This window comes from Streptomyces sp. NPDC030991 (assembly GCF_055571235.1).
Genome location: NZ_JBVIFR010000011.1, coordinates 276,550 through 293,592 on the forward strand (window position 1 = coordinate 276,550; position 17,043 = coordinate 293,592).

The window sequence follows — 17,043 nt, forward strand, 5'->3', positions numbered from 1 at the left end:
GCTCCCGCCTCTTACCCGAGAAGCAGGTCACGGAGGCGGACCTGTCGCCGGCGCGGAGGGCACCAGCGAATAGTTCAGAAGGCGGAGCGGATGAGCCCGCCGTCGACACGAATGGTGGCGCCGCTGATGTACGGGGCGTAGTCGCTGCACAGGTAGGCCACGGCCCCGGCGATCTCCTCCGGCTCGCCGAAGCGTTCCTGGTCGTTGGGGATGAGAGCCTCGACGGCATTGGGCCGGATCTCCTCCCAGGTGTCGCCCCAGCCGCGGGCGGGACCGATGTGGCTAACGAGCTCCCTGGTGGCCTCGACAAGGACGGCCCCGGGCGAGACCACGTTGGAGGTGACGCCGGTGCCCTTCAGGTCACGGGCCAGCGACACGGCGAGATTGTGCCGGGCCGCCAGGGTGGCGTTGTACTGCGGGTGGGTGTTCATCGGCTGGGAGGCGAGGCCGCCGCCGATGGTGATCACCCGGCCCCAGCCGCGTTCGCGCATCGCAGGGACCAGGTGCCGGATCATCCGCACCCCCGACACCACGTTGACGTTGTAGGTGTCACGCCATTCGTCGGGGGTCGCCTCCGCCCATGACAGATGCCGGTAGAAGCCGGCGTTGTTGACGAGGATGTCGACAGGACCGTCCGCGGTGGCCGCCCGGGCGACCTCGGCCGCGGCCCCGTCGTCGGCCAGGTCACCCAGGACCGTGGTGGCGCTCCCGCCCGCCGCCCGGACCTCACGGGCGACCTTCTCCGTACGCTCCTTGTCCCGACCGTGGACCACGATCGCGGCACCCTCGGCCGCCAGCAGCTTCACCGTGGCCTCGCCGAGTCCCCCGCTCGATCCCGTGACAAGCGCGCGCTTTCCGGTCAGATGCAGGTCCATGTCTACGTCCTTCGCTTGAGCTTCCAGCCCGGGCCGTTGCGGCCGAAAGAGTGTGCCATCTCCAACAAGTATACGTCTGTAGACTTCTTGCACTGAACAGTGAGCCCGCGACTGCACCGGAGAGTCACAGATGGGGGCGTGTGACCTTGGGTTCACAGCCCCAGATCCAGGGCCGGGCGCGAGTAGTAGTTCCACGCACCCGCCCTACGTCACCGTCTTGACTGGTGACGCCATGGTGTGTCAAAGTCGACGGCACCGGACACGCCAATCGCCCTGACGTGGACGTACACCTATCCCGCGGAGAACGACGTACGGAAGGTCTCACATGATCGACAGGCGCACTTCCGGCAAGGCGATGGGCCTGGCCACAGGCGCCTCCGCACTCGGCCCTACGACATCCATAGCTGCGTCGACGTCGGCTCGACCTCGCGGAGGGCGAACGCCGCTACCGACCCCCGCGCCGTGTCAGCGCGGCAGCTTCCGCACGCCCCCACCCAGCGCCTCACACCCCACGGAGATCGCCATGAGCACCCTCGCTCACCCGGACGCCGGCCCGCTCTCCCCCGGCACCCACACCTTCAGGATCGGCGGTGTCGCCCAGCGCTACCACGTGTACGGCGACGGCCCCGTCTGCGTGGCGCACTCCGGCGGTCCTGGCATCTTCTGGGAGTACATGCGCATGCCGCTTCTGGAACGACACCTGACCATGGTCTACGTGGAGCCTGTCGGCACGGGGGACTCAGGGCGGCTGCCGTCCCATCCGCACGGCTACACCCGGGACCGCTACAGCCGCTTCCTGGAAGTGCTGATCAACCGTCTGGAGGTGCCGACGGTGCATCTACTGGGCCACTCCCACGGCGCCCTCGTCGCGGCCTACCACGCCCTGTACCGCGCCGACCGGCTGTCGGGCGTCATCCTGTACGGGGGTGCGCCGGTGACCGGACCGGAGCACGGCGAGGAAGCGAGCGTCAGGGTACGGGCGTTCGCCGCCGCGCACGCCGGTCACCCCGGGCTGCCCGCCGTGCTCGACGCGTTCGGCGCGATGGGCGACATCACCGACGACGCCTCGACCCTGGCCGTCGCCCGGGGTGTTCTGCCGTCGTACTTTGCGGACTACTGGGGTGATGAGGAGCGTTACTCACCGGTCCGTGACGCGCTGCGGGCCACGTACGTCTCAGGATTCGACGAGAACCTCTCCCCCGACCTCATCGACGACCGTGCCGCCCTCAAGGAACTGGCGGTGCCGGCGCTGGTGATGGTGGGCCGGCACGACGTGATCTGCGGACCGCGCTGGTCCCGGGAGCTCGATGAACTGATCCCCGATTCCCGGCTGGTGGTGCTGGAGCACAGCGGTCATCTGGGCCACATCGAAGAGCCCGAGACCTTCAGTGCCGAGGTTCTCGGGTTCGTACGGGATACCACCACCGGAGCGGGCGGCACCGGAGCGTAGGGGAAGGGAACGGGAGGGCAGGCGGGCGGACCGAGGAGGCGGCCCGCCTGCCTCGGTGAGCGGAAGTCGACGGCCCGGCCGGCGCGCGGCGTGCTCTTCCGGGGTGTCGGTGCTCGGGATCGGCGTGCGCTGCCGTACGGATCGGAGGACAAGGCCAGCCCTTCCGGGCAGGCAGGGCCGACCGGTTGCACGGCCCACCAGGCGAACAGGCACAGGCCCGCGGCCGCGCCCATGGTGGCGAACTGGCGGCGCGGGGTACATATGGCCGTCGACCCGGTCGGCGCCGGTTGGCATGACCCGGTCCACTTCCTGTGCCGACAGGGTAGGGCCGAGCACCTGGCGGACCCGCAGCTGCCAGTTCGCGGCGCGCTCGGACGGGCAGCTGTGCACGACCCGCGCGACCAGCCGGGCGCCCTCCGCAGTCGGCCTGTCGGCCGACGGGCCACCGGTCGTCAACCCTGAGCCGAGTCAGCCGTCCCCGAGTCGTTCCAGCACCCGCCGCATCGCCTCCCGCACGGCCCTGCGCGCGTGGTCGGTGTGGTCGAGGCCTTCGAAGCCGTGGTGTCCGTCGGGCACATCCAGCACGTCGAGCGGGGCGCCGCCCGTCTCGGCCGCCGCGACGAACTCGGCCACGGTCGCCGCGATCGCGGAGGTTTCCAGACCCGCCCGGACCAGGATGAACGGCAGTTCGCCGCCGCGCGCCACGATCTCCGCGGGCCGGAATCGGGGGTCGTCCACGCCCCAGCCCGGGAGCGGCGACATGATCGGGTAACAGGCGGCCAGGCAGCGCAGCCACGGTTGCGGCTCGCTCAGCCACGGGGCCGTCATCGGCCCGCTGCCGGAGAAGAACCACAGCGCGATCCGTTCCGCGTCGACGCGGGGGTCGGCGCGCACCTGGGCCACCGCGGCGGCCAGGTCCCCGGCGGCCGTCGGATAGGCGCCGACGTCGTGCAGCCTGTGGTCGAGCGTCACCCCGATCACGCCCTGCTCCGCCGCGTAGCGCCCGTACGAGACGAACGTCGTCCAGTCCCGGGGAGTGGGCTCGACCGCGGCCGGCACCGGGCCGCCGTGCACGAACACGATCGCGGGCCGCGGCCCCGTCGCCATGCCCTCAGGTACGTACAGATCGATCGTGCCGCGGCGTTCGCGCGGAATCCGCGGCACGTCGAAGAGGAAGGGGCGCAGATAGCCGGGCGTCTCCGGTTCCTCCTGCGGTGTCATGAGGCCGGTCCCTTCTCCCGCGGCGGCCGCGAGCAGCACATCGGCGAGGTCCCCGGAGCACGACAGCATCGGCCAATGTCCGGTGGGCAGTTCGAAGAAGGTGACATCGGGCCTGGCCAGGGCCTTGAGCACGGGATCGCCGAACTGCGTCAGCATGCGGACGGTGGCGATGGTCGCGCCGCTCTCCGTGCAGAGCACACCGGTGCTCGGAAGGGAATCCGATGCGCCGGACAGCCGCAACGGCTGGGTCAGCGTGCCGAGCGGCTGGGCCGCGGCGGAGGCGGTCAGCAGGTCGAGGTCGTCGTCGGACAGGCCCGCCGTGCTTCCCCAGTGCTGCCACTCCTCCCGTGTGGGCGGCGGCAGTTCACCTGTCGTGTCCTCGGTGGCGGCGAGCCGCTCGCGGACCTCGTGGTGGGAGAGGGCCGTCAGCGCCGGCGTCCCGTCCTGTGCGGGAGCCGTGTCGACGTAGACGGTCCGCATGACCCGGTCCGCGCGCCGGTCTGCCGCGCCCACCGCCGGGTACATGCCGTAGTCGTGCCCCACCAGGACGATGTCCCGCGCACCGCCTGCCCCACCGATCGCGTCGACGGTCTCGACCACACGGGCGATATGTGTCTCCAGATCGGCGGCCGGGCCGAGGTCCACGAGGTGTGTCTTCGCTCCTCGGGCGATGAGATGCTCAGCCGTGGCCCGCCACACCCGCGGGCCGGTGAACGGCCCGGGAACCAGCACGAATTCCGTCATTACCCACACTCCTCGGGACTCCGTCGTCGGCGGCTGGTCCAGCCGCCCGCCGCGGTGGCGCTAGATTAGGAACTCCCCCTGAGGGAGATTCAATTGCCGCTGCCACCCGAGCCCCGTTCCGAGCCCGATTCCGACCCCGGGTCCGGCTCCGCGTCGACGACCGACGATCTATGGACCATCGGCGAGCTCGCCGAGCGGGCGGGCACCACCGTGAAGACCGTCCGCTTCTACTCCGACAACGGTCTGCTGCCACAGCACGGGCGCAGCGCCGGCGGGCACCGCCGCTACGCCCCCCAAGCCCTTGAGCGGCTCGCGTTCATCCGCTCCCTGCGCAACCTGGGCCTATCCGTCCCGGAGGTAGGCCGCATCGTCGACGAACGGGCCGGTTCGCACGGGGTACTGGAGGACGCCGTGGCGGGACAGCTGCGCACGCTCGGCTCGCGGATGAGCGCGCTGCGCTGGCAGGAGTCCGCATTGCGGCTGGTCCAGGAGTCCGCCCCGACCGAGCGCGCGGAGCGGCTGCGGCTCGTGGGCGCGCTGGGCACGCCGCCGAACACGGCGCCGCTGGCCGGCTTCTGGCGGGCCTGGCTGCCCCCGCGGATGCCACGGAAGGCGCGGGCCGCCTTCCTCGACGCCGCTGTCCCGCAGCCCCCCGACGCCCCGTCACCGGCGCAGGTGCTCGCCTTCGCCCAGCTGTGCGCCCTGGTCACGCGCCCCTGCCCGCCCGGCCCGGCGGCACGCCCCACCCAGCCCGCCGCGCACCGGGCCGCGGGCGCGCGGGAGTCCGCACTGCTCTACGCCGGGCTCGCAGAGGCCTACGACCTGGCCGCCCCGAGGATGCGCGCGGGCGCGGACCCCGAGGCGGGCGACGCACTGGACTGTTTCGTGACGACGTACGCGAGGGTGCACGGCAGCCGCGACACGCCGTCGTTCCGCCGCGAACTGGCCCGGCAACTGTCGGCCGACCCACGGCTCGACGGCTACTGGGAGCTGGTGGCGGTCCTGCACACCCCGCAGGGCGGCCGCCCGGAACCGACCCCTGGCACCGCGCACGACTGGCTGCTCGCGGCACTGAACCCGCGACTCGCGGCCTGAGCTCGAGTTCTCACCCTCAGCTTGTCGTTTAACCTCGGCTCTCGATGAGACGGGCGAGTGATTCTGTGGGCCAGCAGAGCCACTGCAGAACTGGGTTGATGACCACGAAGTAGTGGGCGCTGACCCGACCTCGCTCCTTGTCCAGGATCTGCGGGGCCTCATCGCGGTAGACGTAGCGGAGATAGCGGCGGCGGAACGGTGCTCCTGCTATCAGCAGCACTGGTGAGGCGACAAGGACGGCCAGCGGGACCAGGACTTTCACGACTGTGAGCTTGGCTCTCTCCTCATAGCGCATGCGCTCAGTGTGCTGGCCCTCTGTGTCACTCGTCAGCCTGTTCTGCGAGGTTTGGTGCCCACCTTGTGGTGGGCGGGACGGCTGTATGCCTCGCCGGTGGCGAGGACGCGTCCCACGTCATGACGGATAGCCGGATAGCGGTTCTTCGAGCCGGGCGGTCGGCCTGGGCCGGGACGGGAGGGTTTCGGTGCGCCGACGGGTGAGCCGGTCTTCGCGTGCAGGTTTCTGAACCCTCTGCGGACGCGGCCGGGTGTCATTTTGTTCGGCTCGGTCGGCTTTTCCCAGGGCCTGCGAAGGTCGGTGGCCAGCGGGCGGGCGATCCGGAGCTGGGCATAGGCGGCGATGACGAGCCAGGTCCACCGGTCGGCCGCTTCCGAGCTGCGGAGCCGGGGCTTGGTCCACCCGAGGGTCTGCTTGAACAGGCGGAATGTGTGCTCGATGTCGAAGCGGCGGAGGAAGGACTGCCAGCAGCGGTCGACGTCCGCTTCGGTGGCGCCGATTCGCGACCACCACAGCCAGACCGGCCTGTTGACTCCGCCGCTGGGCAGCTTCTCCACGGCCAGGCGGATGACGGTGCCCTCGATGATGGGCAGCGGCCCGTTGTGGTCGAGCCATGCGGCCCGGTGGGTAAGCCGCGGGTGCAGCCGGTCCCATGCCTGCGCGGTCGCCTTCCCGTAGAGCCGGGTTTCCGTGGCCGTCACGGCCTGCTCGGTGTTCCAGGTCGTGGGGTCGCCGAAGACGAACTCGCCGCCGTGCTTGGGCGGCCGGCCGCCCTTGGGGTTGGCCAGGTGGAACTCTTCGCGGGAGGGTGTCGGACGCCGCATCACCCGGTCTGAACGGAGTCGGCCGAGGATCTCGACGGGCAGGTCACTCAGCAGGTGGGCGATGCGCGGGGCGTCGTATCCGGCGTCCAGCACGACCAGGACCTCCGGGTCACCCGGTCGCCACTGGCCGGCGGTGACTAGCCGCTCGACGACCTCGCGGATCTGCACCGTGGTCACGGCGGCGACGTCGGCGCCGGGCTCCAGGCGGACAGCGTCCAGCACCGCCGTCCAGGACGTGCGGCCGGTCTCCAGCGCAGCCACCACCGAGTACGGCCAGCCCGGCACCATCTGATGCTTGCCCTCGCCCCGGCCGAAGGTGTGGCAAAAGGCACGGTTGGCAGAGGTGTTGGCGTCCGGTCGCAGCCACGGCGAGACATCGACGGCTAGTACGAGCCGACCGTCCGCCGCCCTCGGCAGCGGCACCTCGGTCACGGCACGACGCAGCCGTGCGACGTCGATCCGGCCCTGGTTGAGTCCGCCGTACAGAGCCCCGTGACCTCGGCGGTGTTCGGGCGCGAGCGCGAGATCAACCAGCGTCCGCACCGGCCCGTCCGTGCACAGCAGCGCGTCGCACAACTCGAACAACGCGTCGCCCCGCGCGGTCAGACACGCATACAACTCCGACCGGAAGCGTGACACTTCCGCGAGCGCATCCCGCAGGACGCCCTGATGCACCAAACTCACGACCACGGCCTTCGCGCTGATCCACTCTGTGACGGAGCACAGGATCAGACGAAGGCCGCTTACACGTCCGCCGAACTGCGAGAACGCTGATCAAGTTCGAGCCGCGTTCGACGCTGGACGTTAAACGACAAGCTCAGAGCCTGTCTTTGAACCCCCGTCTGCGCCCCGACGCCCGGCACGCACGCTCACCGCACGGCGTCCCAGGACAGGTGGCTCCGCCACATGACCTGGGACGCCGCACGCCGATCGCACGCACCGACCGCCGCTGCGCCCGCGCTACGCGCGGACGACGGGGGTTCAAAGACAGGCTCTCAGTCCGTGCGGATCCCGCCATGGCATCGTGAGGTTGTGCAGCCATCGAGGGACGAGTGAGCCGTGCGAGGGCGAGCGCAGCGATGAGGTACTGCAGTGGTGTACCGCTCTGAGCAGCCAGTACGGCCAGGCGCAGGCGTACTGCTTCGGTGCGCAGGGCGACGGTTCAGCCTGGCTCTTCGCTGAACACGGTTCCGTTGCACGCCGGTACTGCGAAACGGTCGGGGCGACATCACTTCGTCGAGTTCAGAATGCGGTCGAGTGTCCGGCGCCCCAGTTTGCTCATCGTTGGATTGCTCTCGACGTAGTACCAGACAAGACCCATCGCCTGTTCGAACGCCCAGGCTTTGCCGCGTTCCCACTCCAGATCGTCGCAGGCCAACGCCCGTCGGAGCACTTCTCGCGGGCCTGGCTGCAACAGATGCCAGGCGCTGACCAGATCCAGCGCGGGGTCAGCCGGGCCGAAGCCGCCGGTGTCGAGTACGCCGCTGAGCCGGTCCCCCGAGACCAGTACATTGCCGGGAATCAAGTCACCATGGCTCATGACGTCGGCGCCCGTGCGCGGCAACTCCCGAAGGTGGCTCCATATCTGGCGCAGCCGGGGCACATCGAGCAACTCATGGCTCTCCTCGAAGCACTTCTCCATCCAGTCGTCGTGGTGAGCGAGAACGCCGCCACGGTTTTCACCGCTGAAATGCCGCCCCCGCGTCTCGGCGTCCCGCAGGGCCGCGATGAAGGTCGCAAGGTCCTCGGCAAAAGCGTCGGATGCACTCGGGTCGGCCTCAGAGGCGGCCGTTCCCGGCAGCCAGGTCTGGACCGACCACGGCATGGGGTAACTCGCTCCAGGCTTTCCCAGGGCGACGGGTTCCGGGGCGGGGAACCGAGACACCTGCGCCAGCTCCGCGCTTGCCCGGGCTTCCTGTTCCAGAACCGCCAGCGCCTCGGCGGCATCGGCCAGACGCAGTGGGAAACGCGCGGAGAGGTCGTTCCCGATGCGGAAGATGGCGTTGACCGTCCCGGTGGACGACACGAGTCGGATCGCCTTGCCGCTCCACTGCGGGAACTGTTCTTGGATCAAGGTCGCAACGATTTCGGTGGTCACGACCACTTGGTCCTCGTGCATGGTCATTCTCGCCGGTCCTTCCACCAGTCCAATGCGCAACGCCCGAGACCGTATTCCAGATCTACTGCGATGCCAGCCACGCGGTGTACCAGTCGTGGAAGTCCGGTCCTGGGGTCAGGCCGCCCCAGGACCGGTCGTCGAACCAGACCTGTCCGGCGTTTGTGCCCGTGATGACGAGGCGGGAGAAGGTGCCGCAGCCGATCTCGCTGAGGACCAGAGTCCCCGCGACCGAGTAGTCGGCGTCGCCTCCCCTGCCCGGTCCCGGCCGGTCCGTGGTGTGCGGGAACGGGGTGGCCAGGAAGCCGGCTCGTAGGCACTCGGTCCGAAGGTCGTGCAGGGTCTCTTCGTCATCCACTTCCTCTGCCAGGCCCAGCAGTCCGTAATGAGGTCCCGCTCCACCTCCGGCGACCGTGCCCAGGAAGCGCCGGTAGGACGCGGGGAGGGTGACGCCGTGCAGTTGCTCGAAGGAGCGGATCGTTTCCTCCGACAGGAGCGGTTGAAGCCGGTATTCGTGGTGCGAGGCACCGAAGCGGCGACGCTCGGGATCCTCCAGGGCCATCGCGGCAACACGAGAGCGCACCGAGGAGCCGTTCCAGGCCCCGCTCGGGGCGGCAGCATCAGCGGTCACGCCCGAACCGTACCCTCGTCCGGTCCCACCTGGAGGATGACCTAGTTCGGGTCGTTCGGGCTGCTCTGCGCCCACCTGCCCGGCCTGATAAAGGTCTTTCGTGCCCGGATTCCCGCTGGCACTGGCTGAGCTGCCCGGCGGGGCCGCCCCGGTGCTGTACAGGAGGGCGGCTCGGACGGTACGCACCGTACGGCGGCCCCGGCCAAGGGCACCGGTACCGCGCAGGCGGGCACCCAGTCCTGGCCGGAGCCGACTCGGTATCGACCAGCCACCCACGTCGTCGAATCACGCAGCCCGGACAGCCGCACCGCCCGCCTGACGTTGGACCTGTGCTCAGGAGCCACAGAACTCGGCGTCGACGACCCGCTGTTCGTGGACGTTCCAGTCGCCGTTGAAGTTGAGCGACAGCACGTGCCCACCGTCGGCCGTGGCCATGGACTGCGAAATGGAGCCCTGGATACCGCCGTTGTGCCCCCATATCTCGGTGCCGCACGACAGCGTCATCTTCATCAGCCCCAGGCCGTAGGAGAAGTTCGGCAGGTCCTTGGGCGAGACGGTCGTCATCATCTCCTTCAGCTGAGGCGCCTTCAGGAGCCGGCCGGAGAACAGGGCCCGATAGAACCGGTTGAGGTCGTGGTTGTCGGAGATCATCTCTCCGGCGGCGCCCGCGAAGGAGGGGTTGAGTTCGGTGACGTCGTAGGTCACGCCGTTCGGCTCCCCCGGTCCGGCCAGTTCCCCGGTCAGCTTGGAGTAGGCGCGTCCGCTGGGTCCCGCGACGCGAGCGCGGGTGCCCGGCACCGTGGTGGAGTCCAGGTGCAGGGGGCGCAGGATCCGCTGCTCGATCTCATGGGCGTACGACTGTCCGGTGGCCTTCTGGATCACCATGGAGGCGATGACGTAATTGGTGTCGCTGTAGCTCCACTTGTCGCCGTCGCCGGTGGGGGCGAAGACGGGCTCGTGCTTCATGGCCAGTTGGACGATCTGGCGGGGCGTCCAGGTGTCGTACCGGTGCTTGAGGAAGTCGGTGCCGAACTCCTTGCGCTTGAAGTCCCCGTCGTCGGTGTAGCTGTAGATCCCGCTGGTGTGATTGAGGAGCTGCCGTATCTTGATCTTGCTGCCGTCGTGCCCGTTGCCCCGCACCAGGCCCGGCAACCAGTGGTCCACCGTGTCGTCCAGGCTCAGCCTCCCCTCCTCCGCCAGCTGGAGCATCACCGTCGCCACGAACGTCTTGGTGATCGAGCCGATCCGGAAGCGGTCGTCGGCCCGCGGCTTGCGGCCGGTCGTCAGATCCGCGGTTCCCGCACGTCCCGCCCAGGTGTCGTTCCCCAGCTCGGCAAGCACGATCCCCCCGGGCACCCCGTCCTGGACCACCGACTCCAGGGCCGCCCGGGTGGCCTCGTGCCCGTCCCGCGCCGCCGAGGCGTCCGCGGTACCGGCAGCCGTGGCCGGCAGGGTGAGACCGGCGCTCAGCACGACCGTGGCGACCATCCCGACGGCAGCGGCCCGCAGCCTGCGCTCCCCTCGCGGGCGGCCACTCTCCGCGGACGTACGTGAACCGTTGGCAGCGTGCGGGAACTCGTACACGAGAGATTCCTGTCTCTGGTTGGTGACGTCCTGATGTGAGCCCAGTATTTTCGATCAAGGTCCGGGCCCGGGATACCGCCAACCACCCGCTTGAAGGTGGGGCTACCCCCCGGCCCGGCCGTGGGCGACGGGAAGCTTCAGGCTGCCGGGTCACTGCTATACGGGTACAGCCGCAGCTCCCGGGGCACGACGGCTCCGGGGGCTGCGGCTGCTGGGTTCGGGGGCGCCGACCGACCGGCGCCGGTTTCAGCTCAGGGGTACGTCGAGGCGGGCGCGGCGGTGGCTGAACGTGGCGATCGAGTGGGGGCCGTGGTAATTGCCCATGCCGCTTTCGCCGACGCCGCCGAACGGCAGCTCGGGTACGCGGAGATGGGCCATCGGGAGGCCGAAGCCGAGGCCGCCCGACGAGGTCTCCGAGGCGAGGCGCTGACGGGTGGTCTCGTTCTCGGTGAAACCGTAAAGGGCCAGCGGCTTGTCACGGCCGTTGATGAAGGTGATGGCTTCGTCCAGGTCCGCGACCTCCACGATGGGCAGGATCGGGCCGAAGATCTCCTCCTGCATCACGGGGTCGTCGCCCTTGACCCCGGTCAGGACGGTCGGCGCGATGTATACGTCGTCGCGGTCGCTCTGCCCGCCGAACGCCGTGGTTCCGGAGTCGAGCAGCGCGGCCACGCGGTCGAAGTGCCGTTGGTTCACCATGCGCCCGTACGCGGCCGAGGACTGGGGGTCCGGGCCGAACAGGTTCCGCACCGCCTCGGCGAGGGCGCTTTCCAGGGCGCGGGCGGTGGCCGGGTCGGTGAGGACGTAGTCGGGCGCCACGCAGGTCTGCCCGGAGTTGCGGAACTTGGCGTCCGCGAGGCGGGCGGCCACCGCGGTGACGTCCGTGTCCCGGTCCACGAAGACGGGCGACTTGCCGCCCAGTTCCAGCGTGACGGGGGTGAGGTGTTCGGCGGCGGCCCGCATCACGATGCGGCCGACCGTGCCGTTGCCGGTGTAGAAGATGTGGTCGAAGCGCTGGGCGAGCAGCTCGGTGGTGCGGGGCACGTCGCCCTCGACGACGGCGACCGCCTCCTGGTCGAGGTACTGCGGCAGCAACCGGGCCATCAGCGTCGATGTGGCCGGGGCGACCTCGCTCGGCTTGAGGACGACGGCGTTGCCAGCCGCGAGCGCGCCCGCGACCGGCACCAGGGAGAGCTGGACCGGGTAGTTCCAGGGGGCGATGACCAGGACGGTGCCCAGCGGTTCGTACAGGGTGGCGGCCGTGGTCCCTTCGGGCAGTCCGGCCAGCGCGGCCCGGTCCAGGGGCTGCGGCTCCAGCCACGCCTTGAGGTGGGCCAGCGTGTGGTCGATCTCCCGCACGGGGAAGTCGACCTCGGCGGCGGATGCCTCGGGGCGGGGCTTGCGCAGGTCGCTGTAGAGCGCGTCGGTAACGGCATCGCGGTTCTCGGTGAGCAGCGCGCGCAGCCGGGTGAGCTGCTTCTCGCGCCAGGCCAGCGGCCGGGTGCGGCCGGTGGCGAACGTGGCGCGGAGTCGGGCGACGAGGGCCGGGATGTCCTCGGTGGTGGTACCAGTGGTGCCGGTGGTGCTCATGGCGCTGTTCCTTCGGTGGTGGGGGGTTGGGGGGTGGTACGGCCGGTGCCGAGCAGACCCGCGGCAAGGGCGGTGGTCGCCGGGCGCAGCAGTTCGCGGGCGCCGGGCACGGACTCCAGACCGACGACGAGTGCGACGCAGATGTCCGCGGCCTCCTGCGGCGCTACGCCCTGGGCGGTGCCCGCCTCGTCGAACAGGGCCTTCAGGAGGTCTCGCAGGTCGGTGGTGAACGACGTACAGATGGTGCCGAACAGGCGGGCTCTGTCGTCGAGGAGTTCAGCGGCGTGCGGGGAGTCCTGGCTGAGGCGCAGGACCAGGTCGAGCTTGGCGGCCAGAATGCCGTGCAGCCGTTCTTCGGCGGGCGCGTCGGCCGCGGCTGCCGCTCCGGCCCGGCGGAGCGCCTGCTCATGGAGGCGTCCGGCGAGCCGGCGGAACGCGTCGTCCTTGTTGCGGACGTACTGGTAGACCGCTGACCGGGACACGCCCATGGACGCGGCGATGTCGTCCATCGTGGTGCGACGTACGCCGTACCGCCTCAGGCAGTCGTAGGCGGCGTCGAGGACCTCGTCGAGCCGGTCGGTGGCCACGGCTCAGGCCAGCTTCTTCAGGAGCTCGGCGGCGAGCGGGCCGGAGGACGCGGGGTTCTGGCCGGTGACGAGGTTGCGGTCGACGACCACCTTCGGCGCCCACGGCTCGCCCTCCTGGAAGTCGGCGCCGATCTCGACGAGGCGGTCCTGGAGCAGCCACCTGGCCTTGTCGGCGAGGCCGGCCTGCGTCTCTTCGGCGTTGGTGAAGCCGGTCAGGCGGTACCCGGCGAAGGCGTTGGAGCCGTCGTCCTTGGTGGCGGCGAGCAGGGCGGCCGGGGCGTGGCAGACGACACCGAGTGGCATGCCGCTCTCCAGGGCCGTGGTGAGGAGCCTGCCGGAGTCGGCGTCGACGGCGAGGTCCTCCATCGGGCCGTGTCCGCCGGGGTAGAAGACGGCGGCGTAGTCGGCGAGGTCCACGTCGGCGAGGTCGCGGGGGTGCTCGAGCTCGGTGAAAGCGGCGAGTGAGGCGGCCACCTCGTCGGCGGCTTCCTGACCGCCGTTCGCCTCGGGGGCGAGCGAGCCGCGGTCGACGGTGGGCACCACGGCGCCGGGGGTGGCGACGACGACCTCGTGACCTGCGGCTTTGAACGCCTCGTACGGGGCGACGGCCTCCTCGGCCCAGAAGCCGGTCGGGTGTTTGCTGCCGTCCGCCAGCGTCCACTGGTCGGCGCCGGTGACTACGAAAAGGATCTTCGACATGTGCGTTCTCCGATGGGACCGCTAGGTGGGATGACGGCGAGAGAGGTGTTCCGGTCCCCTCTCCCCAGCTTCCTGTTCTCCGGCTTTCTGACATTCCATGCACAGATTGTCAGTGCGTAGATATCCCGAGTGTAGACCCTTCGGACATAGGTATCCAATGCGGCCAGGGAGGGAGGTACCCACCTCAGGCGTCCAGGAAGAGCAGCGCGTCTACCCCGATCCGAATCGAACACCAGGGGGCGCCGGAGCTGATCCTCCCCGTCTCACTCCGTGCCGTATCCATCCGTCTTCGGGGGGTGGGAGGTTGCGCGTCGACGGGCCGTCACGTCGTGTGCGGTCGCTGCCGCTCGTGGGACGTGACGGCCCGCCGGGCGCCGAGATCAGCGCGGGGGGATCGTGGTGCAGGATTTGCCGTTCAGGCGGAAGACGCGGGGGTCGGTGACGAGTCCGGTGGACTGTCCGTTGAAGCCGAAGCGGACGGTGGCGCCGGGCGCCAGGGTCGTGTTCCAGCTCAGGGCCTTCGCGGTGACCCGCGGACCGATCTGCTCGACGTCCGCTCCCCAGGGGTCGGCCACCTTCTGCCGGTCGGCGAACGTCCAGTCGAGCGTCCAGGGCTTGATCGCGGCCGTCCCGGTGTTCTTCACCACGGCCTGGGTGGTGAAGCCGCCGCCCCAGCGCACCGAGGTGTAGGTGACCTCGCAGGCCGGATCGGTGGCGCGGCCGCCGCCGAGGTCGTCGACGTAGGACGCCGCCCAGGCGAGCGGGGCGTTCCAGTTGACGGTGACCTCGTTCGTGGACCAGGACTCGATGTCGTCGAGGTAGCACATCGCCGGCGCGCAGCCCTTGAGTTTGGCCTGGGCGACTGGGTCCTCGATGCCGGCGTTCGGTCCGCCGGCCAGCGAGCCGGGGGCGGGGTTCGGCAGCGTCGGGTCGAGTTGGTGGGCCCAGAAGCGGTGGTGCTGGTTGTGCGAGTCGCGTTCACCGTAGCCGGTGACGTAGGACTGGTTGAGGGGGTTGCGGCCCAGCAGGTAGTCGAGGCCGCGCAGGACGGCGTCGCGGTAGACGGTCCTGCCGGTGAGGTCGTGCGCCGTGCCCAGGACGACCATGTTGTTGGCGACCTGGCTGTTGGAGCCCCAGGTGTAGTGGCCGCCGTCGGGGGCGTAGGGCAGGCCGTAGGCGGCCTTCGCCGAGTCGGCCGCGTATCCGTCGGCCGCGCCCGTCACCATGGCGCGTACGGCGGTGAGTTCGGCGGCGGTGAGCTTGCTCGGAACGGTCGCGAGGTCCAGGGCGCCCAGTCCGGCGGTGCTCCCCCAGGACAAGCCGCCGCGCGGGAAGACCGCGTCGGTGACGCCGTGCAGGGGTGAGCGCAGGACGTCCTGGCGGTAGCCGTCCTCGCCGGTGGTGAGGAAGAGTTCGGCGGCGGCCCAGTAGAACTCGTCGCGCACGTCGTCGTCGGTGTAGGTGCCGCCGCCGGTGCCGTCGGCCGGGTCGGCCAGGATGGCGGGGTGGGCCTTGGCCGCGGCATACGCGGACCGGGCGGCTGTGCGGCAGCGGTCGGCGAACGCCGTGTCGTAGACCTGGAACAGCCGGGCGCACTGGGCGGCGGTGGCCGCCAGGTTGAGGGTGGCCGCGGTGGTCGGCGGGTGCAGCTCGCGCGGCTGCGGGTCGCGGTCGGGGCGGGTGGGCAGTCCCGTCCACGCCTGGTCGTGCAGCTTGTGGTGCGCCATCCCGGCCAGCGGCTGCCCGGCGGGCACCTGCATCCGCATGAGGAACTCCAGCTCCCAGCGGGCCTCGTCGAGGATGTCGGGGGTGGCGTTGCCGTGTTCGGGCACGCGCAGCCGGCCGTCGCCGAGCGGGTTCGCGTCGGCGTTCTCCTCGTACAGGGTCCGCTCGAAGGAGGACATCAACTGGGCGACGGATATGCCGCCGTTGACGACGTACTTGCCGTGGTCGCCGGCGTCGTACCAGCCGCCCGCCGCGTCCAGGCGGTAGTCGCACACGCCCGGTTGGCAGGGGACGTCGTTGTCGCCCTGGTTGGGGCCGACGTTGACGTGGCCCGCGGGGCGCGCGTACTCCTCGCCGACCAGGTCGGCGTCGATCTCGATGCCGCTGCGGTTGTGGTAGAAGTACGCGAGCGCGTCCGTGCGCAGCGAGCCGTACAGGTCGTCGCCGATGGCGAAGGGTTCGCTGCGCTGTCCGGCGACCGTGACGGTGTAGTCCGTGCCCGGTGCGGTCACCGCGCCGAAGTCGAAGGTGTGGGTGCGCTGTCCGGAGGAGGCGTCCAGGCCCGCGGGGACGGTGGTGCCGCCGGCCACGCGCGTGCCGTCCGCCGCGTTCAGCGTCCAGGGCTGCGGGTCGGTCTCGTCAGTGACGAAGGTGCCGCTCTTGGGGCCGTTGGTGAGGTAGCCGACCTGGTTGACGCGCACGGGTGAGCCGGTGTCCGGCTCGTAGGGCGGCGGCGGGGTCCCGCCGGCCAGGGAGACGTCGTCGAGGCAGAAAGTGAGGGCCTGGGCGTTGCCGCCGATCTGGAAGGCGAGTTGCGCGGCGTCGTGGTCGGCGCCCGCGGTGAAGGTCTGGGTGACGCGCTCAGGGGTTTCGGTGACGTGCTGGACGGTGCCGAGTTCGGTGGTCCACGGGTCCGTCGCCATCTGCACGTTGGTGCGGATGGTGGTCGGCACGGTGGACGTCGCCGTGTAGGCGAGCACGTAGGTCTCACCGGCGGTGAGGGCGAGGTCGTTCTGGCCGATGATGGCGTCCCAGGCGTTGGCGGTGCCGGCGGGGACGTCGGCGCACAGGCGGCCGTCGACGACGGCGGCGGGGCTGTTGGCGGTGGACCACCAGGGCGCGGTGCCGGCGGAGAAGTCGCCGTTGACGACGAGTTCGGGGACGTCGGCGGCGGGCGGCGGGTCCGCGGGCACGCCCGCCGTGGCGGGCCACACCGACGCGGCGGCCAGGACGCAGGCGGTGGTCATGCCGCCCAGGAACGCCCCGACGCGTCCGGACCGGGCCGTGCGGCGCGGTCTCGGCGCGTGCGGGGAGCAGGTGGGATCGGGGGACAGGTGTCGCGGCACGCTGAAGTCCTTCGAACGGAGGGAGGGTGCTCGGAAACGGGGGACGCGCGGCAAACGGAGTGCTTCATGCGACATGGGAGCGCTCCCAATTTCGGGGTCGGACGGCATGTCGTCAAGGTGTCGAACGGATTTCGGGCAAGACGCAGGAGCGCTCCTGTGTCTCTTGCGCACGGGCCGGCCCGGCGCACGGGGTGCGGGACCATCGCCGACGACTTCGGTCAACACGGTGAGAAGCGGGCGAGCGCGGTGCTTCGATGGGAG

At 70.4% G+C, this 17,043-nt stretch carries 13 protein-coding genes; 2 read left to right on the forward strand and 11 right to left on the reverse strand.

The window, feature by feature from the left end:
• Positions 1-74: 74 nt before the first annotated feature.
• Entirely contained in the window at positions 75-875 is an 801-nt protein-coding gene (locus tag ACZ45E_RS22270; protein WP_468222971.1) for an SDR family NAD(P)-dependent oxidoreductase, read from the reverse strand.
• A 523-nt stretch (positions 876-1,398) separates the two neighbouring features.
• On the opposite strand from ACZ45E_RS22270, the gene ACZ45E_RS22275 reads away from it, so the two are divergent.
• Positions 1,399-2,325 carry an alpha/beta fold hydrolase gene (locus ACZ45E_RS22275; protein ID WP_468222973.1) on the forward strand — a complete coding sequence of 309 codons (927 nt, stop codon included), beginning with the start codon at positions 1,399-1,401 and terminating at the stop codon, positions 2,323-2,325.
• A 468-nt stretch (positions 2,326-2,793) separates the two neighbouring features.
• Here ACZ45E_RS22275 and ACZ45E_RS22280 read toward each other — a convergent pair whose 3' ends face one another.
• Positions 2,794-4,290 (reverse strand): alpha/beta hydrolase, encoded by a 1,497-nt coding sequence (locus tag ACZ45E_RS22280; protein WP_468222976.1) that lies wholly within the window; start codon positions 4,288-4,290, stop codon positions 2,794-2,796.
• Between the two features lie 93 nt (positions 4,291-4,383).
• On the opposite strand from ACZ45E_RS22280, the gene ACZ45E_RS22285 reads away from it, so the two are divergent.
• Positions 4,384-5,385, forward strand: a complete 1,002-nt coding sequence (locus tag ACZ45E_RS22285) for a helix-turn-helix domain-containing protein (protein WP_468222979.1) — start codon at positions 4,384-4,386, stop codon at positions 5,383-5,385.
• A 28-nt stretch (positions 5,386-5,413) separates the two neighbouring features.
• On the opposite strand, the gene ACZ45E_RS22290 is transcribed toward ACZ45E_RS22285, so the two are convergent.
• The 9 genes from ACZ45E_RS22290 to ACZ45E_RS22330 all read right to left on the reverse strand — a co-directional run bounded on the left by ACZ45E_RS22290 (position 5,414) and on the right by ACZ45E_RS22330 (position 16,683).
• Entirely contained in the window at positions 5,414-5,647 is a 234-nt protein-coding gene (locus tag ACZ45E_RS22290) for a hypothetical protein (protein WP_468222981.1), read from the reverse strand.
• A gap of 65 nt (positions 5,648-5,712) precedes the next feature.
• A complete protein-coding gene (locus ACZ45E_RS22295; protein WP_468222983.1) occupies positions 5,713-7,188 on the reverse strand; it encodes an NF041680 family putative transposase in 1,476 nt (491 codons plus the stop codon).
• A 544-nt stretch (positions 7,189-7,732) separates the two neighbouring features.
• Entirely contained in the window at positions 7,733-8,629 is an 897-nt protein-coding gene (locus tag ACZ45E_RS22300; protein ID WP_468222986.1) for an aminoglycoside phosphotransferase family protein, read from the reverse strand.
• A gap of 55 nt (positions 8,630-8,684) precedes the next feature.
• Positions 8,685-9,251, reverse strand: coding sequence for an SMI1/KNR4 family protein (locus ACZ45E_RS22305; protein WP_468222987.1), 567 nt, complete (start codon positions 9,249-9,251; stop codon positions 8,685-8,687).
• Positions 9,252-9,584: 333 nt separating this feature from the next.
• Positions 9,585-10,835 carry a serine hydrolase domain-containing protein gene (locus ACZ45E_RS22310; RefSeq protein ID WP_468222988.1) on the reverse strand — a complete coding sequence of 417 codons (1,251 nt, stop codon included), beginning with the start codon at positions 10,833-10,835 and terminating at the stop codon, positions 9,585-9,587.
• Positions 10,836-11,081: 246 nt separating this feature from the next.
• Positions 11,082-12,425, reverse strand: coding sequence for an aldehyde dehydrogenase family protein (locus tag ACZ45E_RS22315; RefSeq protein WP_468222990.1), 1,344 nt, complete (start codon positions 12,423-12,425; stop codon positions 11,082-11,084).
• The gene (locus tag ACZ45E_RS22320) at positions 12,422-13,012 is read right to left on the reverse strand and encodes a TetR/AcrR family transcriptional regulator (protein WP_468222991.1); all 591 of its coding nucleotides are present in this window, start codon (positions 13,010-13,012) and stop codon (positions 12,422-12,424) included. Before ACZ45E_RS22320 ends, ACZ45E_RS22315 begins: the two co-directional genes overlap by 4 nt.
• A 3-nt stretch (positions 13,013-13,015) precedes the next feature.
• Entirely contained in the window at positions 13,016-13,711 is a 696-nt protein-coding gene (locus tag ACZ45E_RS22325) for a type 1 glutamine amidotransferase domain-containing protein (RefSeq protein WP_468222992.1), read from the reverse strand.
• Positions 13,712-14,091: 380 nt separating this feature from the next.
• A complete protein-coding gene (locus ACZ45E_RS22330; protein ID WP_468223110.1) occupies positions 14,092-16,683 on the reverse strand; it encodes a glycoside hydrolase family 9 protein in 2,592 nt (863 codons plus the stop codon).
• Positions 16,684-17,043: the final 360 nt, after the last annotated feature.